Origin of the sequence: Streptomyces tanashiensis, assembly GCF_014648895.1 — a bacterium.
Classification (GTDB): Bacteria; Actinomycetota; Actinomycetes; order Streptomycetales; family Streptomycetaceae; genus Streptomyces; species Streptomyces tanashiensis.
This window is the reverse complement of sequence record NZ_BMRZ01000003.1, coordinates 105,198-126,202: the sequence shown is the minus strand read 5'-3', so window position 1 is coordinate 126,202 and position 21,005 is coordinate 105,198. Positions and strand designations below refer to the sequence as shown.

Sequence of the window (21,005 nt, the reverse complement as noted above, 5' to 3'; positions counted from 1 at the left end):
ACCTCAGCCTCGGGTCAGCTTCTTGTACGTGGCACGGTGCGGACGGGCCGCGTCCGGGCCGAGGCGCTCGATCTTGTTCTTCTCGTACGACTCGAAGTTGCCCTCGAACCAGAACCACTTCGACTCACCCTCGTACGCGAGGATGTGGGTGGCCACTCGGTCCAGGAACCAGCGGTCGTGGGAGATGACCACGGCCGCGCCCGGGAACTCCAGGAGCGCGTTCTCCAGGGAGGACAGGGTCTCGACGTCGAGGTCGTTGGTCGGCTCGTCGAGGAGCAGCAGGTTGCCGCCCTGCTTGAGGGTGAGCGCGAGGTTCAGACGGTTGCGCTCACCGCCGGAGAGCACGCCGGCCGGCTTCTGCTGGTCCGGGCCCTTGAAGCCGAACGCGGAGACGTAGGCGCGGGAGGGCATCTCGACGTGGCCGACGTTGATGTAGTCGAGCTCGTCGGAGACGACGGCCCACAGCGTCTTCTTCGGGTCGATGTTGGCGCGGCTCTGGTCGACGTACGAGATCTTGACGGTCTCGCCGACCTTGACGGAGCCGGAGTCCGGGGTCTCCAGACCCTGGAGCATCTTGAAGAGCGTGGTCTTGCCGGCGCCGTTCGGGCCGATGACGCCGACGATGCCGTTACGGGGCAGCGTGAAGGACAGGTCGTCGATGAGGACCTTGTCGCCGAAGGCCTTCGACAGGTTCTCGACCTCGACGACGATGGAGCCCAGACGCGGGCCCGGCGGGATCTGGATCTCCTCGAAGTCCAGCTTCCGCATCTTGTCGGCCTCGGCCGCCATCTCCTCGTAGCGGGCGAGACGGGCCTTGGACTTGGCCTGACGCCCCTTGGCGTTCGACCGCACCCACTCCAGCTCTTCCTTGAGCCGCTTCGCGCGCTTGGCGTCCTTCTGGCCCTCGACCTTGAGCCGCTCGGACTTCTTGGTCAGGTAGGTGGAGTAGTTGCCCTCGTAGGGGTGGGCGCGACCGCGGTCGAGCTCCAGGATCCACTCGGCGACGTTGTCGAGGAAGTACCGGTCGTGGGTGATGGCCACGACGGTGCCCTTGTACTGCGCGAGGTGCTGCTCCAGCCAGTTCACCGACTCGGCGTCGAGGTGGTTGGTGGGCTCGTCGAGGAGCAGCAGGTCGGGGGCCTCCAGGAGGAGCGCGCAGAGCGCGACACGGCGCTTCTCGCCACCGGAGAGGTTGTTGACCGGCCAGTCGCCGGGCGGGCAGCCCAGGGCGTCCATGGCCTGCTCCAGCTGGGTGTCGAGGTCCCAGGCGTTGGCGTGGTCCAGGTCCTCCTGGAGCTTGCCCATCTCGTCCATGAGCGCGTCCGAGTAGTCGGTCGCCATGAGCTCCGCGACCTCGTTGAAGCGCTTCAGCTTCCCCATGATCTCGGCGGCGCCCATCTGGACGTTCTCCAGGACGGTCTTCGTCTCGTCGAGCTTCGGCTCCTGCATGAGGATGCCGACGGAGAACCCGGGCGACAGGAACGCGTCACCGTTGGACGGCTGCTCCAGGCCCGCCATGATCTTCAGAACGGTGGACTTACCGGCACCGTTCGGGCCGACCACACCGATCTTCGCGCCCGGCAGGAAGCTCAGCGTCACGTCATCCAGGATGACCTTGTCGCCGTGCGCCTTGCGCGCCTTGCGCATCGTGTAGATGTACTCAGCCAAGAGAAACCGTCCGGCAAAGAGTGAGTGGGCAGATACACCCCATCTTGCCTGACCGCCACCCCCAGGCGGAAACCGGTAAGGCGCCGGGCGGGGGTGCGGAGGGGGCGGTCGGGGGCGGAAATCAGGCTGTTTCGGGGCGTGGACGTGCGACGACCCCGGGCGCGGATGCGGTCCGGGGTCGTGCGGGGGTCATGGGGTGGGGCGCGCGTGACGCGGATCACTCCGCGAGGTCAGCGGCTCACTCCACGATGCCGGGCTTCGGCCCGGTGCCGGGCGTGGGCCCGGCACCTGGCCTGGGCTCACTGGCCGGCGGTCTTCTTCTTGCGGAGGAAGAACACCGCGCCGCCACCGACCACGACGAGCGCGGCGGCGATGCCGGCGATCATCGGGGTGGCGTTGGAGCTGCCGGTCTCGGCGAGGTCGCCGCCACCGGTCGTGGTGGCGCCGGTGGTGCCGCCCGTGGTGTCACCGGTGGCGCCACCCGTGGTGGACGGGGTGGAAGGCGTGGCCGAGGGGGTGGTGGAGGGGGTCTCCGACGGCTTCGGGCCGGGGGTGGCCGTCTTGCAGTCCAGGACGCCCTCGAAGGTCTCCTCGAAGCCGTTCGGGCCGGTGATCGTGAACTTGTACGCCTCGTCCTCGGCGAGCGGGACCGCGATGGTCTTCGTCTCACCGGCGGCGACCGTGTACGAGGTGCCCTTCAGGTCGAAGGTCCAGTCCTCGTCACCCGCGTTGGACGCGATGACCTCGAGGCCGCCCTTGGCGCAGTCCTTGGCGACCGAGACGGACGGGACGGCACCCTTCTTCGCCCAGGAGGCGGAGGCGCCGGCCGTGACCGTGGAGTCGCTGGAGCCGGCCAGGATCAGGGTCTGGGACGGGCCGTCGATGGAGACGAAGGCGCGGCCGAGCGAGACCTTGGTGGTGGCCTCGGCGGTCAGCTCGGCGGTGCCGTCGGCGGTGCCGGCCGGAACGTCGAAGAAGACCTGGTCGCCGTTCTTGGCGTCGGTGACGGGCTTGCCGTCCTTGTCGACGATCTTGACACCGGCGGGCGCGCCCGCGGCGGTCTGGAGCTTGGCCTTCTCGGCGTTGGTGGTGACGGTGATCGGGCCGAGCTTGTCACCGGCCTTGCCCGCCACGGTGGCCGGGGAGAGGCTCAGGGAGGCCTTGGGCTCCTCGAGCTTCACGGCCTCCTTGAGGAGGTACTCGGTGAGCTTCTCGGCGTCGGCGCTCTTCGGCGTCGCCGTCACGTCGTCCGAGAGGGTCCAGATCGCGGCCTGGGTACCGGCGGCGGCCTCCTTCTTGGAGAGGTCGACACCGAGCTTCGCGCCGAGGGCCTCGGCGGAGTTCTTCGGGTACGCGTTCTCCAGGATCCAGAGGATCTTGCCCGCGTCCTCGTTGTTGTGCAGGGAGGACTCGTCCCAGCCGACCTCCTTGTAGGTGAAGTCGCGCTTCGCCCCGGTACGGAGGTCGATGCAGTAGGTCTGGAGAGTTCCCCCGCCCTCGACCTGCATCGTGAAGAGACCGCCGTTGACCGGCCAGGTCTCGCCGTTCTTCTCCTTGATGACGACGCCGTCGGCCTCGGTGAGGTGGCCGAGCTTCGCCGTGACACCGCCGGTGCCCGGGGCACCGTCGTCGGCCAGCGCCGTTCCGGCCGTCGCTATCGCGCCGGTGGCGACCAGGCCGGAGACCAGGATCGCGGCGGCCGCACGGGCGACGCCACGTCCACGAACTGAAAACATTGGATTCCCCTCCGGGCGAGTCGCTCCGCGAACATGGTCGATTCGCGTGGGGGGAGCGCACGCCAGCAGACTCACAGACTCGATGGGCTCACGTGCCACATGAGTACCCGGGAATCCTAGGGATGCGGAACCCCCCGGTGCCCTGCCATACGGTCAGATAACCATTCCGACTCGGAATCGTTATCACGCAAGGCCAGTTGGTCGACAAATCCCCACAACACATGGTCAGGGGGCGGTTACCAGTTGGGGGGTGACCGCCGTTCCCCCCTCCGCCGCCACCGCCCAAAGGTCCTGGTCAGGCTGGGTCCGGGGCTCCGCCCGCGCCGCGCGCCGGAAGGCTGCCGTCCCCCGGCTCAGATCGTGCCCCACGGCCACCGCGTCGACGTCCACGAAGGTCTTGCGCTGCCCGTCGCGCTCCTCCTCACGGACCTTCAACCGGCCGTGCACCACGAGCGGTTCCCCGACGGAGACCGAGGCCGCGAGGTTGGCCCCGAGCGAGCGCCAGGCCGAGACCGTGTAGAAGCTGGTGTTCCCGTCGGACCAGAGCCCCCGCTCCCGGTCCCAGCGACGCGCGGTCACCGCGAACCGGAAGCGGGCCACCCCGCCGGCCACCGTGTCCCGGTACTCCACCGCCGTCGCCACGTTGCCGACGAGCGTCACGGTCGTGTCGTTCATGGTTCGCCCCCAGTCTTCCGGTGCCCCGCTGCGTGGACACCCGGCGTCTTCCGGTGCCCCGCTGCGTGGACACCTCGTGGGAACCATCCTGGGGCGGTCGGACGGAACCCGCCCCGGCCTGTGGACATCCGCACCGACGGGGACAACTCCCTCACCCGAAAGGGGGAAAGCGGGTCTCCCGACGGCTCCCTACCTCCCCCGCACCCCCGTCCGCGTCGCACCCAGCCGCGTCGTCCCGGCGCGTCCGCCGCCGACGATCCGGGCCGCCGACGGCCGCGTGCCCACCACCGTCGCGTACTGCTCGCGCACCTCCCGGTAGCGCATCAGCTCCGCCGCCACAGGGTCGAGGACCCGGGCCCGTCCGCAGGCGGCCGCCGCCTCCCGCAGGCTGCGTTCGGCCTCCTGCCCGTACCGGCGGGCCGGGCCCTTCACCGCGCCCTCGCAGGCCCATTCGACGAGCGGGCCGCCGATGATCCCGCCGAGCATCACGAGGACCGGCGGCAGCAGGCCCGGCTGCACGACGCCGACGATCTGGCCGACCAGCCAGAGCGCGCCGAAGATCTGCAGGAGCGTCATCACCGCCTGGGCGAGGACGGCCGCGGGCCACCAGGCGGGCCGGGGCGGCCGGGCCGCCGGGTCCCCCAGGGAGACCGCCAGCTCGTCCAGGGCCTCCGGAAGCCCCTCGGCCCCGCGCGCCGCCGCCTCGCGCACCGCCTGCGCCCAGGGCGCCGGAAGCCCGCGCGAGGCCTCGTCGGCGACGATCCGCACCGCCTGCTCGACGCGCTGGCGTGCCGTCAGCTCGTCCTCGACGGGGGTCGCGAGGTGCGGGTCGGTGGAGCCGTGCGCGCGCAGCCGCTCGTACCAGCGGTAGAGCCGCAGCCAGGGGGTGCCGCAGGCGCGGATGGCGCCCCGGCGCCAGACCCGTTCGGCGGCCTCGCCCGCGGCCTGGGCGCCGACGGCGACGGCGAGCCGGTCCGTGAAGGCGTCCCGGGCGCGCTCGTCGAGTCCGGGCCGGCCGTCGGCGACGTACGCCTGGCGCAGCCGGGCCGCGGCGGCGTCGACGTCGGCGGCGAGGCGGCGTTCGGGAGCGGTGCGTTCCTGGACGAACCGGGCGATGAGTTCGCGCAGTTCGGGGATGCCCTCTCCGGTCAGCGCGGAGACGGCGAGGACGGTCGCGCCGGGCTCGCCGTGCTCGCCGAGCGCCACGCCGTCCTCGTCGAGGAGGCGGCGCAGGTCGTCGAGGACGAGGTCGGCGGCCTCGGTGCCGAGCCGGTCGATCTGGTTGAGGACGACGAAGGTGACCTCGGCGTGCCCGGCGAGGGGCCGCAGGTAGCGCTCGTGGAGGGCGGCGTCCGCGTACTTCTCGGGGTCGACGACCCAGATCACGGCGTCGACGAGGCCGAGGACCCGGTCGACCTGGTCGCGGTGGGCGGTGACGGCCGAGTCGTGGTCGGGCAGGTCGACGAGGACGAGCCCCTGGAGCTCGGTGTCGGCGGCGCCGCCCGCGAGGGGACGGCGCCGCAGCCGGCTGGGCACCGAGAGCCGGTCGAGCAGTCCGGCGGCGCCCTCGGACCAGCTGAGCGCGATGGGCGCGGAGGTGGTGGGACGGCGCAGGCCGGTCTCGGAGACGGGCACGCCGGCAAGGGCGTTGAAGAGCGTGGACTTCCCGCTGCCGGTGGCTCCGGCGAGGGCGACCACGGTGTGCCGGGAGGAGAGCCGCTGGCGGGCGGCGGCCTCGTCGAGGACACGTCCGGCCTCGGCGAGGGCCTCGCTCTCGACACGGGTGCGGGAGAGCCCGACGAGCTCGTGGAGGGCGTCGAGGCGGCTGCGGAGGGGCCGGCCGTAGCTGCCGCCGACGAGCGGCGGGGCGTCCTCCTCCTGCGGCTCGCGCGGCCCCTCCTCCGCGACGGAGGCCCGCTCGCCCGCCCGCCGTGCGATCAGCCCGTCGTCCCAGCGCTCGCGGCCGCGCTCCCGATCGTCGTCCACCACGTCACTTCTCCTTCTGCAGTACGGAGAGCGCGGCGATCAGCTCCGCCTGCGGCTCGGGGGTCACGTCGAGCGCGTCGAGGGGGGCGAGGCGGCGGTCGCGCTCGGCGTGCAGGACCCGGTCGACGCATGAGAGGACGAGTTCGCCGCCCCTGTCGCGCAGCCGCAGGGCGGTGTGGGCTCCCAGGAGTTCGGCGAGGCGTTCGCCGGCGGCGCGGGCGCGGCGGCCGCCGAGCAGGGAGGCGGCGAGGAGCGCGGCGACGGTGTCGGGCTCGGGTGCGGCGGTGCGGGCCGCGCGCGGGCCGGAGGGGCGTTCGACGTCGCGCACCTCCTCCTCGGCCAGCTCTTCGAGTACGCGGCGCCAGCGGCGCACCTCCACGCCGATCCGCTCCGCGACCTCGCGGTCGGCGCCGGTCCGCGGCGGGCCGAGTGCCTCGGAGGCGGGTTCGCGGCGCCAGGTGTCCCGGACGCGCTCCTCGGCGGCGGAGACCGCGCAGTGGAGGAGGGCGGCGAGGGATTCGGCGAGGGCGTCCAGGAGCTCGTCGGCCGTGCTGTCGCGGGGGTAGCCGCGCCAGCGCGTGCGGGCGTCCCCGGCGAGGACGGCGCCGCGGCCGAGCTCCTTGCGGACCCGCTTGCCCTGCTCCCCGTAGGCGGCTTCGACGACGCCGCCGAGGCGGACGGCGGTGGCGTACTGGGCGGCGACCGCGCCGGCCAGCTCGGGCAGCCGGGCGTCGAGGGAGTCGATGACGCCGGAGGCGGTGCGGTCGGCGGCCTGTTGGCGGGCGGCCGGGTCCTGGGCGCTGTGGGCGAGCCAGTCGCGCAGGGCGGCGACGGCGCTGTCGGGCAGCAGCCCGCTGCCGCCGCCCGCGGACTCGGGCAGCTCGGGGATGGTGAACCGGGGGACGTCGCCGAGGCCGGCCTTGTCGAGCAGCGCCTCGTACTGCCGGGAGACCTCGCCGATGACCTGGTGGGGGACGCGGTCGAGGACGGTGACGAGGGTGGCGTCGTACTCCTTGGCGGTACGGAGCAGGTGCCAGGGCACGGCGTCGGCGTACCGCGAGGCGGTGGTGACCATCACCCAGATGTCGGCGGCGCAGATCAACTCGGAGGCCAGGAGCCGGTTCTCGACGACGAGGGAGTCGATGTCGGGCGCGTCGAGCAGGGCGAGGCCCCGGGGCAGCGAGGCGGCCGTCTCGACGCGCAGCGCGTTGTCCTCGGGGGCCGGCTCGTCGACGGGGTGGTCCCCGTCGGCCTGGGGCAGCCAGACGCGGGTGAGCTGCGGGAGGACCCGCATCCCGGCGAACCAGTGGTGGTCCTCGGGGTGGCAGACCAGCACGGGCGTCCGGGTCGTGGGCCTGAGCACTCCGGACTCGCTGACGCGGCGCCCGACAAGGGAGTTGACGAGGGTGGACTTCCCGGCCCCGGTGGATCCCCCGACGACGGCGAGGAGCGGGGCGTCGGGATCCTTCAGACGGGGCACCAGGTAGTCGTCGAGCTGGGCGAGCAACTCGGCCCGGGTCTGACGGGCGCGGGGTGTGTCGGGGAGAGGCAGCGGGAGACGCACGGCGGCGACTCGGTCGCGCAGGGCGGAGAGTGCGTCGATCAGCTGAGGCCGTTCGTCCAAGGTCACCACATGCGAAGAATGCCCAATTTATGAGTGTTTTTGAAGCCTATTGCGACCCTGCGCGCCGAAGAGAAGGGTGGTGACCGGAAGGTCGGGCATAACGAGTGCACAACACCCGCCCCGAGCGGCGTGAAAAGCGCTGCGCGAATCGCACCTGCCTGCGATTATCGGTTCGCTTCACCGAACCTCCACATCGTGCCACGCAGGTGAAGCAACCGGGCCAAGGCGATCGGAGCCCTATCCTTGTCCCGGCAAGGCCACACCCCACCCACCAGGGGCTCCTGGCCACACGGCCACCACCCGGCCCCCGTAGCTCAGTGGATAGAGCAGGTGCCTTCTAAGCACTTGGCCGCAGGTTCGAGTCCTGCCGGGGGCGCACAGCGAGACCCCTCCTCCGGGAGGGGTCTTTTTGCTGGTCAGGGGCGGTTTTCGGTCGGAGGTGGGGGCGCCATGGCAAGAGGCTTGGATGGCTTGATCTGCCCGGCTGGAACCGGTCAGAGGCGGCCCCTGGCGGCTGGTTTTCCCGAAAACTTCCCGAAGTTTTGGGACCGCCCGATGCCCTGCCTCACTCCCGTCGGCGGGCTCTCCGGTGTCGATCAACCCCTGACCGGATGACGGTGAGCCGCCCCTCCACTCCGGCGGGCAGCGTGGACCGGGGCACGGGGCGAGGCAAGCGAGGAAGCGAAGATCGCGACCAGATCCGGCGGCACGCTGACACTGGAGCTGGCACACCACAGGTACGGGTCGCCGACGCCGGGCTCGGCCCATGCCTGCCTACAGCGAGATGCCGGCAGACGAGCCGGGAGCGATGGCTGCGGTGTGGGGAGGTCGATGTCACGAACCCAGCCTTGGGCGCAGACCGCCGCAAGGACGGTCTCGGGTCCGTCGAAGGAGGAGGCGGGGTCCTGGCGGGCGTCGAGGGCGAGGAGGAAGTCAGTCAGCGCCTCGTTAGGGACCCCGGCGGTGAAGTACGCGTTCCACTCCGGCAGGGCACTGGCAGGATGCGACCGAGCGGAGACCTGCCAGGCCACCGGGAGGTCGCTCAGTTCGAACGGACAGGCGGCGCGTGTCCACTCGGCGCCGCAGAGCTCGTTGCGGCTCCCGTAGAGAAGGGTGTCGCAGACGGTCGGCCACATCCGCCAACCCGCGGAGGTGAGGGCCGCACCGACCTGGTCAGCCAGGGCATCATCGTCGCCCGCCAGGCGGCGAGGAGCGACCCAGTACGGCGGGTTGGGAAGATGGGAATCGCTGGAATGTTGCGGGTACAGGGGCGCCTCCACATAGTCGAGGGCTTGGGCGGTCGTCCACGTTGACATGGCGGAAGAGTCGTGACCAGTCCTTTCGCGCTCTTCCTCGTCTGCCCCCCGGCGAACTGTGCCCTTGTCATCCAATCGCGGCGTTTGACAGCGAACCCAGCCGTTTCGGCTGAGTCGTGAGGGTGAGCACGCTGGGGGTGCTGTATGGCCGTACCGGCCGGGGTGGATGGGGGCGTGGCGGATGTCGAGGCATCCCCCTGCGCTGTCGCGCTGATTACTGCCTTGTAAGTTCGATCAGCCCTGCGAGTGGTCGAGGGGTACACGACTTCGTCGGCGGCTCATGCTCCTCCACCGTTTACCTCGATCCGCCGCCGTCCACCGAGGTCGACGTCAAGTGACGATGTCAGCACGTCAGGTCAGTGACGTGTTCTGTCGTTTGCCATGAGGGAAAGGCCGCGTGAACTCCACCAGGCACCTTCTGTGCGAGGCGAGCGATACGGCATGATGCCGACATGTCAGTAACGAAGCCCACCAACTCGCAGACGCACCAGGCAGGACGTCACCTTGCTGTTGCCGAGGCGTTGCTGCGCGGACTCCCAGCGAAGCCACGGGGAGCTCAGACTTACATTGAGGTTGGTGAACATGTTGCACAGGTGATGGTGGCTGCCAAGGGTGCTTGGATCATCGCGGACATCGACAAGTTCACTGCCCTCACGTGCGACCGAGTGGTCTTGGTCAACGTCACCGATGGTCGCGACTTCTACATCGCTGACGGCGACAAGCTGCGCGCTGAGGTGCGGACCCGCCACCGGGAGTTTCTTGAGCGGGTAGGAGGCACCCGCCCACGAAACCCCGATTCCAGGAACACCGTTATACAGCCCGAGCATGTAACCGAATGGCGTGATCGGTGGGAGCTGTTCACGTAGCTCGCCGACTATGCCAACGGCTGGTTGCCAGACCGGGAGTTAGCCGACTGCGCCTGGGAACGAAACGAGTCCATGTTGCGGCTGCACATCCTGCCCCCCCTTCGGAGCGGGAACCGTTGCCGACGTCACCACGACACCGGGTACGGAGCCGACGGGGCAAACTGCTGTCCCTCGGGGGGGGTTACGGCAGGTCTTCTAGCCTGGCGAGCAGGCCCGCGACGGTGGCGACGGCCGCGACGGCGTCAGCGCGGGTCCAGGTGAAGTGCTCGGTGGTGCCCGTGTCGTCGTGCGGGGCGCCGCTGAAGAGGCTGTAGGCGCTCTGGGTGAGCACTGCCCAGCGCTCCTCCTGGTCCCGGTCCGCCGGCTTCTTCGACGTCGCCCGTGCGTTGACGTTCACGGTGTCGCATGCCTCGCGTACGGCATCGAGGGCCTGGCGGGCAAGCGTCACGGCGTGCTCGTACCGGCCGTCTCGGATCGCGGTCTTCGCCTCGCGGATCCGTCGGGCCGCGGTCGCACGGTCCTCCACCTCGGTGATCGGGATGAGGACGTCGACGAAGGCCCCAGCGTTGAGCTGAGTGATCGCATCGCTCCACGTCGCGTGCTGGATGCGTATGACCTCCTGGTCGGAGGCGACGGGCCAGCGCTTCACCTCCGCCAGAGCGGTCAGGGTGAGATTGGCGCGCAGGGTCAGGTCGGCGCCCGCCCGCATCTTCTCCAGGCCGCGCAGCTGCTGATCCGTCACAACCGTCTCGAGCGTGAGCATCGTCCCGAACGACTTCAGCCCGATCGGCCCCGACGTTGCGTGCAGGACGCCGATCCAGCTCGCAGGGTTGGGCATGTCGTGCGTCCAGAGGGTGCCGGAGACGAGGAAAGGCGCATCCTCGGCGTAGTCGCCATGGGGGTGCACCTCGAAGCTCAGAGCGAGACGATGCACGTCCCAACCTGGGAAGAAGTTGACGTACGGCTGCGCCCGGATGTTGACGTTGTAGCCGTTCGGTCCGAATTGGAAGTTGGCCATCGTTCCTCGCCTGGTTGAAGCCTTGCCTGATGATGGCAGGTCGACGGTCGCCAGCGGCAGCGGTTTGTGTACGCCGCCGGCTGGCCAGTGCGCGGGGCGATGAGCAGGCCGCACGAGCGCCTCGTCTCGGCCGCGCACACCGCCTCCGGCCAGCGGTCGCGGGCCGCCGTGGAAGCGCTGGCTGGACGCGCTGCCCCAGGAGCCGATCGCTGGCAGCGTGGCGGCGGACGGGTCGCGCAAGTCGATGGGAGAAGGCACCAGTGACTCCGTCGCGCAGAGGCACTCGGTGGGCAGTTACCAAGGCTGTGCGGTAGTGCCATCCGTATTCAGGCCGAAGCGCAACAAGTCCACAGCGTCTTCACGATGACCGTTGAGTTCTCGCAGTCGTGCAAGCTCCTGTACCGCGCTGGGGTGTCCGTATGCGATGGATGCCCGGACGACGCGCTCTGCGCCTGCCAGGTCCCCTTCGGCTTCCCTTGATCGCTGCAGCGCCAGCATTACGTCGGCGTCTCCGGCGGCTTCGGCCTCCTGGTAGAAGCGCTTGGACTGCTCCAGGTTGCCGGCTTCCTCGTGCCATTGCCCCAGTTCGACGAGAACCATGGAGTGCCCGGCGAATGCGGCTTCGCGGGCGAGACGCTCGGCACCCTCACCGTCGCCAGCACACCAGAGCTGCTTCGCGAGGTCCCGGAACGGGCCGGGATCTCCGGCTTCCAGGGCTTCTCGGGCAAAGCCCTCGGAGCCCTCGCTGTCCCCGGCCCGGGCACACCGCTCCGACATGATCCTGAGTCCGACAACGTGCCCGGCTTCAGCGACCAACCGATACAGACGGTCGCTACCCTCACGGTCCCCGTGCATCGCCCAATGCTTCGCCAGTTCGAGGCACGGGCCAGGGTCCCCGGCTTCCAGCGCCTTGCGAGCGATGACTTCCGCGCCGACAAGGTCTCCAGCTCGCAGACGCCGCCCAACGAATGCCTGCATCGCCCCGATGTCCCGGGCGTCGACAGCAAGCTCGTACAGACGCTCAGCGCCGTCCCCGTCGCCACGTCTCTCCCGTACCTGTGCCAGAGCCCCCCACACCCCGCGGTCCCCCGCTACCGCCGCCTGCCGGGCAAGACTCTCGGCGATATCGCCGTAGCCACGTCGCTCCAACCCCACCGCCAGTATCCTCAGCCCCCGAGGATCGCCGGCGTCAGCGGCCCGCTGGTACAGAAGCTCGACGCCCTCACCATTCCCATTCAGCACGCGCACCGCGGCCAGCTCCAACCACGCGGTGGCGTTCCCGGCCTCAGCTGCCAGCAAGTACAGGCGCTCAGCACTCTCCGTGTTTCCGCGCCGCGCGGCGACTTGCATGAGTACGTGGGCATCGCCGGCCTCGCGGGCCAGGCGTTCGGCCTCTTCCTCCCTGCCTGCGTCCTCTCGCATCTGGGCTAGGACGCCCAGGGCAGCCGTGCTTCCGAGCGTGGCAGCCTGGCGGGCGTACCCTTCGGCGCCAGCCCTGTCCCCAGACTGCTCCCGGAGGACACTCAGTTGGTACAGGGCGCTGGTGTTCCCGGCGTCGGCGGCTTGGCGGTACAGCTCGTCGGCTCCCGCATCATCGCCGGCATGGCGCCGCAGCACAGCCACTTCACACAGCGCGGCACTGTGCCCTTCCTCCGCGGCCCGGCGGTAGAGCGTGGCAGCCTGGCGCAGGAATCCTCGGTTGAGAGCGGCTTCGGCCAGGGGGATCAGGTCGTCGACAGCGGTGACATGCTCGGCGGCGGCATCCCAGAAGCTGTCCGGTGGAAGTGCGCCACGGCGAGTGCGGGCAGTGTGCTGCTGGATGTAGTCGGCCAGCTGGTAGTGCGGAGCGCCCGGTCGCGGCGCACGCCGGGGGCGGATGGCCTCCAGTGGTGCAAGGGCGCCGTGGCAGGGCTCGTTGCACTCGTCCAGGGCATCGGTAATCCAGGTGCTGGAGAGGCGGTTCCACTCTCTGTCGGTCAGATAGTCCATCGCAGCATGCTTCAGCAGGGCCAGCGGAAGGTCTGGGCCGTGGCCGTATCGCCGGGCATCCGCAGCGGCATCCAGGACCGCCCGGGCGGCAGCTGACGCGTGGTCGTATCGGTCGATCAGCTGGGGCGTACCGGCGAGGTACTGGGTGATGGCTCCGCCCGCTGCTTGGTCGCGAGCCTGGGCGAGGCGGGGGTCCTGTGCAGCGAGTTGCCGAAGAGTAATGAGCTCGTCGCTGGTGAACGAATCCGGCAGAGTGAGCTTGGTGCCGATTCCTGTCAGGAGTTCACGCTGCTGGGATTGGACGTCTTCCTTCCCGGCTGGCGGGCGGCGGGTGAGGGTGCGCCACTTGTCCGGCCACAGGGTCGCCAGCACCAGGACAGGTCCCCGGGCCGGGTCGGCGAGGAGGACGCGCAGTTTCGCGGTGATGTTCTCGGCGGTCTTCGGCGCACAATCCAGCAGGTAGAGCTGGGCTTCGTTGAGCCAGATCACCGTGTTCGGACCCACGGACTCCAGGCCGTTGAGCGCCGCTTCGGGGCGGCTGGGTGCGAGCGGATGCCAGACCTTCCAGTGGCCGGGCAGTGCCTGGATTGCCTCCCAGCAGGCGCGGGTCTTACCGGTGGAGGACCCGCCGATCAGAGTGACCAAGGAGCTCATCCCGTCGGTCGCCCTCTGGACGATGCCCGCCAGCTCCTGATCATGGGCGCGCGGCACGTACAGCGGCAACGGGGAAAGGTCCGGCGGAACAATCTTGTCGGCACTGACCGCGCGGTGGACCTCCAGCCCGAAGGGGTCGAGCTGATCGAGGGGCATGCCGGGGGCATGCTGGGCGAGGGCATCGTTTTGGGCACGATGACCCTCGACGACAGTCGCTGCGCGGACAGCTGCACTGTCAACGGGCGCGACGGCAATCTTCCTCCCGCCGTCGGTCGGAGCGCCGTGCGGCTGGCCCTCCACGATGAGAGCGAGGGGCAAGGTTGGCGTCCCGCCCCGGGCCCCAGCGGGTGGCACGGAACTCGACGGCGATGTCGAGGGGCCGCCGGCAGGCACGGGAGGGAGCAGTCCCTTGACATTGAGAAGGTTGATCACCTTGGTGTAGGCGGGGATGAACTCGTCGCGCGCTCGGCATGCCTGCCGGTTGAGTTCGTTCCGCTCGGCGCTGGTACCGGGATAGCTGATCTCCAGGACATCCTGACCTTCGTCGGAGATGTCGTTCATTCCGTTGAGCTCGAAGCACAGGGCGCCGAGGGCTTCGACGAGTTCGCGCTGGGCTTCCCGCAGTTCGGGGTCGACGTAGTCGGGCCGGTCGGTCTCCAGGGGGCGGTGAGCGTCGCACACCACGTCGCTCACGGGCAGCGGGACCTTGAACATCGTCTCGGCATTCTCGAGCCAACGGAGCCATGAGCCATCGAGCGGAAAGAGGCGCAGCAGCCGCGCGGCCTTGTCCACGTCACCGACATGCGGCGCCGCCACAGCAGGGGTGGGCTGTCCGGGGCTGGCCGTCGGCTCCTTCGGTACCGCGGACGCGTCCCGTTCGGCGGCCGCCTCCTTGCGCCGGTCACGCCACCAATTGATCCCCCTCGGCAAGACGCCGTTCTTCTTTGCCCGGGGTTCGAGCAGCTGGATCAGGTACCGGAACGGCCCGTCGTCCTCGGGAATGTAGTCGCCCTTGAGCCAGCCATTGAGCTTGCTTCGGCCCAGCTTTACGACCGGCGACTGCCTCTCGCCCTGCGTTGTGATCTGGGTGTACGAGAGACCCGAGGCGTCCTTCAGCTTCTGCAGTTCCCCGGCCAGCCGGGCACGCGCCGACGTCTCCCCCATGGGTCTCCCCGTTCAGTCCGTCCACCCACTGAACACTATCTTCACCCGTGATGGCCTGGCCTGACGTCCTGTTCAGTGGTTCAGACCCCTCGCTGAACACGATGGCGCTCCGGCCTCCTTGTCGTCGTCACCCACGACGACACGAGGGAGCAGAAGATGAAGATCACCACGAAGCAGGCGCAGGACCGGCGGACCCAGGCCCGGGGGCGCTGGATCGCGCTGGCGGCAAAGAAGCTGGGCGAGTGGATCGTGCAGGGAGCCTCGTCCGGCGCCGCACGGGAGATCCTGCGGTACACCCTGGACCTGTGGCTCCAGATGTGACCGCCGCGGCCCCTACCTGATGTCACCAGCTACCAGGTCCCGGTTCCTTGACAGGAACCGGGACCTGCCGCTCGCAGTGGCTCAGCGGTTCAGGCACGTACCAGGCGTCTCTTGGTCCGTGGTGTGGTTCAGGCGGGTATCTGACCACGGGCATACCTGCATCCCGGCCAGGTCTGCGGCATATGGACCTTGCGGGCAGCCGCCCGGCCTCGCGCTGGGTTGGGCCCCGCCGTGCACCTGTACGCACTACGGGGCAAGAGCCTGGTCGCGAGGTGACCCCGCTGACTGTGGGCACCACCGCTCATCTACGCGATCACCTAGTGCACGCCGACCATCGCCGCGCAGCCGAGCGCGATGACGCTGGGCGGCCCGGCCAGCATGAAGCCGACCATCCCGGCCCCAGCGCTGTGAGGGTGACAACGGCAAACTGGATGCTTCCCGGACCACCGAACAGGGGAAGCGGCTCACCAGGAGATCAGACGGCCCTCGGGTGTGTGGGTGAGCGTCACGCAGCCGATCCAGTCGTCGCTTTCCGGGTACTCCCAGCTGCTCACCTCAGCCAGGACGTTCAGTAGTTCGTCGCGTACGAGGGGCGGACCGGGCTGGAAGCCGGCGCCCCCGCTCGGAGGCGTCCAGGGGATGACACGGCACACATCAATCCACCCCCTGTCAATCAGGGGAAGGAGGATGGGAACCAGCTCTCCCGGCGAAGCTGAAGCGAGTGGCTCGTCCAGATCGCCGCGCACGCCCGGGAGGATGTCGATCTCGAAGGCGTTGAGCATGAATGCGCGCTCGGCGGCGGAGAGGTACTCGGGGTCGTTCACGTCGTGATCGTCGCATGGAGGACGGCGGTGGCCCCAGGCGCTTCTCCGTTGACGGAGCCAGCGGCGGGGCGCCAGGGTCGGCTCATGGATTCCACCCGCGTGACGCTCGGTCGAGCGGCAACGACAGCCTGGTCCCGGCTGCTGGAGACGTACCGCCCTCACGCCACGGACGATCAACGGGTTCCGCCGTCCCTGGGGCGCCTGATCGAGGCCGCCCGCCGGGAAGCCACCCTTGGAGCGATGCACCCCTGGGTGTCGATGGAGCAGCTGGGCGTGTCAGCAGGGGAAGACTGGGAGGAGTGGGGACACGCCCCGCTCCCGGCGATGTTCGCCCGTCCCGACGGGTACTCGGTGGTGGGCCGCACACAACAGGGAGACGTCGTCCGGCTGACGACATCCGACCCCGCGGAGGCCGCCGCGTTCGCGGCCCGCCTGGTGGGTTCCGAGGGCATCGTGCGAGTGGAGAAGCCGTATGCGTGGCCGTCCGAGGTGGAGACGGTCCTGCGGGATGCAGGCTGGCACCCCGGACGCGCTGTCGATACGCGGGCCTGGAAAGAGCGCCTGGAGCAGGACGGTTTCCGCTCTCATGCCGCGGCCGAGGGCTTCCTGCGCGAGTTCGGCGAGCTGACGGTGGGGCACCGCGGCGGCGGGATCACGCGCGCTCGGGGGCCGTTCGATCTGGACCCGCTCCTCGCTCTGGGCGAGGCCGACCGCTTCGCCGAGTGGAGCGAGGAGATCGGCCACCGCCTCTTCCCCGTCGGCGAACTCGACCACGGCCACGCGTTCCTTGGCCTGGACGAGAGCGGTGACCTGTACGTCGTCTCCGACTGGCCGGCCCGCTTCGGCCGCATGCCGGAGGCCATGGAGAACCTCGTAATCGGCGTCATGCCGGTCCGCATGCCTTCTTCAGGGTGAACCGGACCTCCGAGAAACCGACCCCGGACATCAACCGTGCCGGATTCACCTAACCCGACCGCTCCTCGCTGGAGGAGGCGCACTACGGATGGGCACCGGACCCGCAGGAGGTGCCAAGCCGGGCAGCGTCTGAGGGCCTTCGATGCGTTGCTGAAGCTCGGCGATCTGGCCGGAGATGCAGCGGGCGTAGGTGGAGAGCAGGACGGGGACGCTGTTGCCGGCCCATTCGGCGACCTGGGCGGGCGGGATGCCGTTGTTGAGCCAGGTCGTCAGGCAGGTGTGCCGGAGGTCGTACACGCGCTTCCCGACAGGCGACTTGAACTCGTGGTCGGGCAGAACGGCCTTGCGGGCCTTGGCCCAGATCCGCCGGTAGACCGAGCCCGACAGGAGGCCACCCTGCTCTCCAGGGAAGAGCAGGTCGCCGGGCTTGAGCTGATCGCGGGCGATCAGGCCCCGAAGGTTCGCGACGAGGTCGGGGTGTACGGGGACAGTGCGGGTGTCGCCGGATGCCCGGCCCTTGAGGTCGCGGGTCTCGTGGACTTCGCCATCGTCGGTCCAGTGGCTGCCGACCTCAGGCTCTGCCGTGTGGACGCGGAGCTCGCCCCAGCCGGTCGCCGGGAGGATGGCGTCCTCGACTCGCAGGGCGACCGCTTCCTCTGGGCGCAGGCCGGCGTAGTACAGGGTCGCGAAGAACACGGTGAGCCGGTGGCCGGTGCGAGGGCGGGCGGCGATCCAGATGAGCAAGGCGGCCACCTGGTGGGGGTTGAGGAGGGATCGCTTGTCGACGGCGCCGGAGGTTTTCGGAGCGGCGTTCTCCTCCTTTCCCTTGGGCATGGGGTTGGCCCGGAGAACGTTCTGGCGGACGGCGTAGCGCAGGGCCACGTTGAGGATGCGGCGGTAGCGTTTGGCGGAGCTGGCAGCGGCCGGCGTGCCGTCGAGGACGGTGTCGAGCGCGTGGAGGACGGCGTCGACATGCATGGTGTCCTCCCAGGTGCTCATCGGTAGCGAGTTGCGGCGGATCCACGCCAGGATCGCCCGGTACTCGGATGGGGCCTCGTCCCGGCGGTTCTTGTTGAAGGCGTACTCGCGCAGCGCCTTGCGGACGTCGACGCCCTCGTACTGGACGGGTTCGGCCCGGAGGAGTGCGAGCGTGGCCTTGGTCAGGGCCTTGGCGGTGCTGATGCGGTTGTTCGCCGAGATACGGGACCACTTCATGTCGACGTACTGGAGGGCGAAGTCGTACCAGGTGATTTCGGTGGACGGGGCAGCGTGAGAGGCCGGGCGGCCTGTGTCCCGGTCGAAGGGCTCGCCGTTGTTGGTGGCGACGAGCAGGGTGGCGCGGAAGGATTCGGCGAGCGCGCTCTTCTTGAACGTCTCGCCGTGCCGCCGGCCGTCGACCGACCAGCGAACGGTGTAGGTGGTGCCGCGCTTCCCCTCGTAGACCTCCGTCTTGTAGAAGCGGACCTTGTAGGACCGGTTGGTCACGCAGCGGCCTCACAGTCGCTGAGCCAGTTCTCCAGGTCGCTGCGGCGGACGCGCAGGCTGCCGTTCGGGAGTTTCACGCACCGGGGCGCGCGCCCCTTCTGGCGCCAGTCGTAGAAGGTCGACCGGGAAATCCGGAGCTCTTCGCAGAGCTCGTCGACGGTGAGCTTTTCTTCGGAGCGACGGGTGACGGATATCGGGGATCGGCGCAAGGTTTCTCTTTTCGGGAAATGGACATGGCTCTGGCCGGGACCAGCACGACGGGCGTTCCGGGACCCACAATCATCCGCAAAATTCCCGGTTAGGCTAACCGGCGATCGTCGGCTATGTTGCGCCCGCGCCGACCGGCTCCGGGTGCGTGCGATGGCCGGCGAGAAGGGCCTGCGGGGCAACCCCGAGGGCCGTGGCGATGGCGACGAGGTCGTCGATGTCGCAGCGCCTGACCGTGCGTTCGATGCGGGAGAGCGCGGTGAACGTCATGGGCCGGCCGAGGGCGGTGACACGGGCGGCGAGCTGGCGCTGGGAGTAGCCGCGGGCGGTGCGGGTGCGTTCGATGGCGTGGGCGGCGGCTCGTCCGGCGGATCCGATTTCGAGGGGGCGTGGCGGCATGGGTGGTGTTGTAGCTTGCGCGCCGGCCCTTCCGGAAGGGCATTCCTGTCTGCCGTGAGCGATGCGGATCACACGGCGATTTCCGGCGGAGATTTCATCAACCGGGATTTCGGATCTACAGTCACCGGGCCACGGGCGAGACGACTTGTGGGCGATTCCAGAACCAAGTCTGGACTTTCACGCACCGGGTGTGGCTGTGTTGTCCACGCACCCCGGCGCCGCCGGATTCCCTGCCCCCCCTTCCCCGATTTCGAATGGTGGTCGATCGACATCGCCCGTATCCGCACCATCAAGCCCGAGGCGTTTGCGTCGGAGTCCCTCGCGTCCGTGTCGCTGTCCGCCGAGCGGACCTTCTTCGGCCTGCTCACCCAGGCCGACGACCAGGGCCGCCTCCGCGATCAGGCTGCCGTCATCGCCGGGCAGTTGTGGTCGCTGCGCCGCGAGCACGGGCCGGTCGAGGTCGAGGACGACCTCACCCAGCTCGACGGGGCCGGGCTGATCTGCCGCTACGAGGGAGGCGACGGCAAGCGGTACCTGCACATCGCCACCTTCGCCAAGCACCAGAAGATCAACAGGCCCAGCGGAGTGCGCAATCCCCCGTGCCCGCACCACGATCTCGGCGTTCCGCGTGATCCCTCACCGCAGGTGCCCGGAGCGGTCACGGAGCCCTCCGTGACTCGGCAGGGAGGACTCACGGAGATATCCGTGAACGACGACTCCGCAGGTCAGGGCGGATTCCGTGAGCCGTCACCGCAGACGCAGGGAGGGCTCACGGAGCCTGCGGTGAGCCCTCACGGTCCGGATCTAGGACCTAGGAACAGGGATCTAGGAACTACCCCGTTGGGGGGCGTGAGCGCCCCCGCGCCGCAGATGGTCTCGGCGAAGGACCTGATCGGCGAGTACGCCGCCGCGTGCGTCCACCGCCCGCCTCGGGACGTGCTCGGCCAGCTCGGCGCGCAGGTGCGCAGGCTCCTCGACGAGGGCATCGACGCCTCCCACGTACGGGCGGGTCTCGCACGCCACCGGGCCAAGGGCCTGCACCCGAGCACCCTGCCCAGCCTCGTCCACGAGGCCATGAACGCCTCCACCCCCGCGCCCGCCGCCGCCCACCGGCCGTGGACCAACCCCGCCGACGTCGCCGCCGCCTACGGAGGTGACCTGTGACCGCCACCCTCACCCGGGACCCGCACCAGGTCGGCCGGATAGCCGACCGCCTCGGCGCCATCCTGACCCAGCGGGGCATCGGCCCCGCCGCCACCGCGCACGAGCCGCCGGCGGAGCCCGTCACTGCACTGGAACGTGCCGACGCCCGCATCCCCGCCCGCTACCGGCGCGCCCTGACCGACCACCCCCACGTCACAGCCTGGGTGGACGAGATCGCCCGCGCCGGCCGCCCCGGACCGGCAGGCGCACCAGGAATCTCAGAGGGTTCATCCCTGCTGATCGCCGGCCCCACCGGCACCGGCAAGACCCACCAGGCGTACGGCGCCATCCGCGCTCTCCTCGCCGCCGGGGTCCGCCTGCGCTGGGAGGCCGTCACCGCCGCCGACCTGTACGCCCGCCTGCGCCCACGCTCCGGCTTCGACAGCGAACGCGAGCTGCAGGCCCTGGCCAAGTGCCCGCTGCTGCTCCTGGACGACCTCGGAGCGGCCAGGAACAGCGAGTGGACCGAGGAGCTCACCTACCGGCTGATCAACCACCGGTACGAACACCTGCGCCCCACCCTGATCACCACCAACCTCCCCACCGCCGAACTACGCACCGCCCTCGGAGACCGCGTCGCCTCCCGCCTCGCCGAGATGACCGAACGCGTCATCCTCGACGGCCCCGACCGCAGACGCCACCCCGCAGCCTGACCTCCCGGGCCGCCCAGCTCACCCTCCTCACCCTCGCCCGCCCGCCGCACCCCGATCCGCCCCACGGCGCGGCCGGCCCCGGGGAGACCCCACATGACACGACCTCCCTCCCCGGTACCCGGGGCACCGGAACACCGCGCGGTCCCCGGCCTGCGGGGATCCTGACAGGTCCAGCGGGAGCCGTACGCGGGGACCGAACCCGTCGAAGCGGGGACCGTCTCCCTGACGGCCCGTCGGTCCCGGTCCCCACCGAAGCCCGGTCCCCACCGGGAGGACCGGTCCCCGACGCGTGTGGGGACCGA

Annotated in this window: 17 protein-coding genes and 1 tRNA gene; 6 read left to right on the top strand and 12 right to left on the bottom strand. The window is 69.9% G+C overall.

The features are described 5' to 3' along the window. Positions 1–3: 3 nt before the first annotated feature. From ettA to IE237_RS11200, 5 genes are all read right to left on the bottom strand, one after another. Complete coding sequence (ettA, locus tag IE237_RS11220; RefSeq protein ID WP_189801762.1) at positions 4–1,668, bottom strand: energy-dependent translational throttle protein EttA; 1,665 nt, start codon at positions 1,666–1,668, stop codon at positions 4–6. Positions 1,669–1,967: 299 nt separating this feature from the next. Then, on the bottom strand, positions 1,968–3,404 hold the full coding sequence (locus IE237_RS11215) for an LAETG motif-containing sortase-dependent surface protein (protein ID WP_189801761.1): 1,437 nt from the start codon (positions 3,402–3,404) through the stop codon (positions 1,968–1,970). A 225-nt stretch (positions 3,405–3,629) separates the two neighbouring features. Further along, positions 3,630–4,079, bottom strand: coding sequence for a single-stranded DNA-binding protein (locus IE237_RS11210; protein ID WP_189801760.1), 450 nt, complete (start codon positions 4,077–4,079; stop codon positions 3,630–3,632). A 189-nt stretch (positions 4,080–4,268) separates the two neighbouring features. Next, on the bottom strand, positions 4,269–6,068 hold the full coding sequence (locus IE237_RS11205; RefSeq protein ID WP_189801759.1) for a YfjP family GTPase: 1,800 nt from the start codon (positions 6,066–6,068) through the stop codon (positions 4,269–4,271). A 1-nt stretch (position 6,069) separates the two neighbouring features. Further along, complete coding sequence (locus tag IE237_RS11200; RefSeq protein ID WP_189801758.1) at positions 6,070–7,689, bottom strand: dynamin family protein; 1,620 nt, start codon at positions 7,687–7,689, stop codon at positions 6,070–6,072. 303 nt (positions 7,690–7,992) lie between these two features. On the opposite strand from IE237_RS11200, the gene IE237_RS11195 reads away from it, so the two are divergent. Beyond that, positions 7,993–8,065: transfer RNA gene (locus tag IE237_RS11195), tRNA-Arg, on the top strand. Positions 8,066–8,285: 220 nt separating this feature from the next. Here the strand turns inward: IE237_RS11195 and IE237_RS11190 are convergent. Beyond that, the gene (locus tag IE237_RS11190) at positions 8,286–9,005 is read right to left on the bottom strand and encodes an SPDY domain-containing protein (protein WP_308433060.1); all 720 of its coding nucleotides are present in this window, start codon (positions 9,003–9,005) and stop codon (positions 8,286–8,288) included. A gap of 452 nt (positions 9,006–9,457) precedes the next feature. Between IE237_RS11190 and IE237_RS11185 the strand changes: the two genes are divergently transcribed. After that, positions 9,458–9,871: a hypothetical protein gene (locus IE237_RS11185; protein ID WP_189801757.1), complete on the top strand. Its 414-nt coding sequence runs from the start codon at positions 9,458–9,460 to the stop codon at positions 9,869–9,871. A 181-nt stretch (positions 9,872–10,052) separates the two neighbouring features. Here the strand turns inward: IE237_RS11185 and IE237_RS11180 are convergent, their stop codons facing one another. Beyond that, positions 10,053–11,147: a hypothetical protein gene (locus IE237_RS11180; protein WP_189801756.1), complete on the bottom strand. Its 1,095-nt coding sequence runs from the start codon at positions 11,145–11,147 to the stop codon at positions 10,053–10,055. 36 nt (positions 11,148–11,183) lie between these two features. Then, positions 11,184–14,696, bottom strand: a complete 3,513-nt coding sequence (locus IE237_RS11175) for an SEL1-like repeat protein (protein WP_189801755.1) — start codon at positions 14,694–14,696, stop codon at positions 11,184–11,186. A gap of 156 nt (positions 14,697–14,852) precedes the next feature. Between IE237_RS11175 and IE237_RS11170 the strand changes: the two genes are divergently transcribed. After that, entirely contained in the window at positions 14,853–15,017 is a 165-nt protein-coding gene (locus IE237_RS11170) for a hypothetical protein (RefSeq protein ID WP_189801754.1), read from the top strand. A 464-nt stretch (positions 15,018–15,481) separates the two neighbouring features. Here IE237_RS11170 and IE237_RS11165 read toward each other — a convergent pair whose 3' ends face one another. Further along, positions 15,482–15,841, bottom strand: coding sequence for a hypothetical protein (locus IE237_RS11165; RefSeq protein ID WP_189801753.1), 360 nt, complete (start codon positions 15,839–15,841; stop codon positions 15,482–15,484). A gap of 273 nt (positions 15,842–16,114) precedes the next feature. Between IE237_RS11165 and IE237_RS11160 the strand changes: the two genes are divergently transcribed. Then, on the top strand, positions 16,115–16,756 hold the full coding sequence (locus IE237_RS11160) for an SUKH-3 domain-containing protein (protein WP_189801752.1): 642 nt from the start codon (positions 16,115–16,117) through the stop codon (positions 16,754–16,756). A gap of 45 nt (positions 16,757–16,801) precedes the next feature. On the opposite strand, the gene IE237_RS11155 is transcribed toward IE237_RS11160, so the two are convergent. From IE237_RS11155 to IE237_RS11145, 3 genes are all read right to left on the bottom strand, one after another. Then, on the bottom strand, positions 16,802–18,241 hold the full coding sequence (locus tag IE237_RS11155) for a tyrosine-type recombinase/integrase (protein WP_189801751.1): 1,440 nt from the start codon (positions 18,239–18,241) through the stop codon (positions 16,802–16,804). Further along, positions 18,238–18,450, bottom strand: a complete 213-nt coding sequence (locus IE237_RS11150; RefSeq protein WP_370468170.1) for a helix-turn-helix transcriptional regulator — start codon at positions 18,448–18,450, stop codon at positions 18,238–18,240. Before IE237_RS11150 ends, IE237_RS11155 begins: the two co-directional genes overlap by 4 nt. A gap of 112 nt (positions 18,451–18,562) precedes the next feature. Then, positions 18,563–18,847 (bottom strand): helix-turn-helix domain-containing protein, encoded by a 285-nt coding sequence (locus tag IE237_RS11145; protein WP_189801750.1) that lies wholly within the window; start codon positions 18,845–18,847, stop codon positions 18,563–18,565. Between the two features lie 270 nt (positions 18,848–19,117). Between IE237_RS11145 and IE237_RS11140 the strand changes: the two genes are divergently transcribed. Both IE237_RS11140 and IE237_RS11135 read left to right on the top strand, forming a co-directional pair. Next, positions 19,118–20,011 carry a hypothetical protein gene (locus tag IE237_RS11140; RefSeq protein ID WP_189802533.1) on the top strand — a complete coding sequence of 298 codons (894 nt, stop codon included), beginning with the start codon at positions 19,118–19,120 and terminating at the stop codon, positions 20,009–20,011. Continuing rightward, positions 20,008–20,703 (top strand): ATP-binding protein, encoded by a 696-nt coding sequence (locus tag IE237_RS11135; protein ID WP_189801749.1) that lies wholly within the window; start codon positions 20,008–20,010, stop codon positions 20,701–20,703. The genes IE237_RS11140 and IE237_RS11135 overlap by 4 nt, the downstream gene beginning before the upstream one ends. Positions 20,704–21,005 lie beyond the last annotated feature (302 nt).

Bases quoted from the DNA above. Each gene is read 5' to 3' on its own strand.
- IE237_RS11215 (WP_189801761.1), bottom strand. From the start codon at position 3,404: ATGTTTTCAGTTCGTGGACGTGGCGTCGCCCGTGCGGCCGCCGCGATC.
- IE237_RS11210 (WP_189801760.1), bottom strand. From the start codon at position 4,079: ATGAACGACACGACCGTGACGCTCGTCGGCAACGTGGCGACGGCGGTG.
- IE237_RS11190 (WP_308433060.1), bottom strand. From the start codon at position 9,005: ATGTCAACGTGGACGACCGCCCAAGCCCTCGACTATGTGGAGGCGCCC.
- IE237_RS11185 (WP_189801757.1), top strand. From the start codon at position 9,458: ATGTCAGTAACGAAGCCCACCAACTCGCAGACGCACCAGGCAGGACGT.
- IE237_RS11175 (WP_189801755.1), bottom strand. From the start codon at position 14,696: ATGGGGGAGACGTCGGCGCGTGCCCGGCTGGCCGGGGAACTGCAGAAG.
- IE237_RS11170 (WP_189801754.1), top strand. From the start codon at position 14,853: ATGAAGATCACCACGAAGCAGGCGCAGGACCGGCGGACCCAGGCCCGG.
- IE237_RS11145 (WP_189801750.1), bottom strand. From the start codon at position 18,847: ATGCCGCCACGCCCCCTCGAAATCGGATCCGCCGGACGAGCCGCCGCC.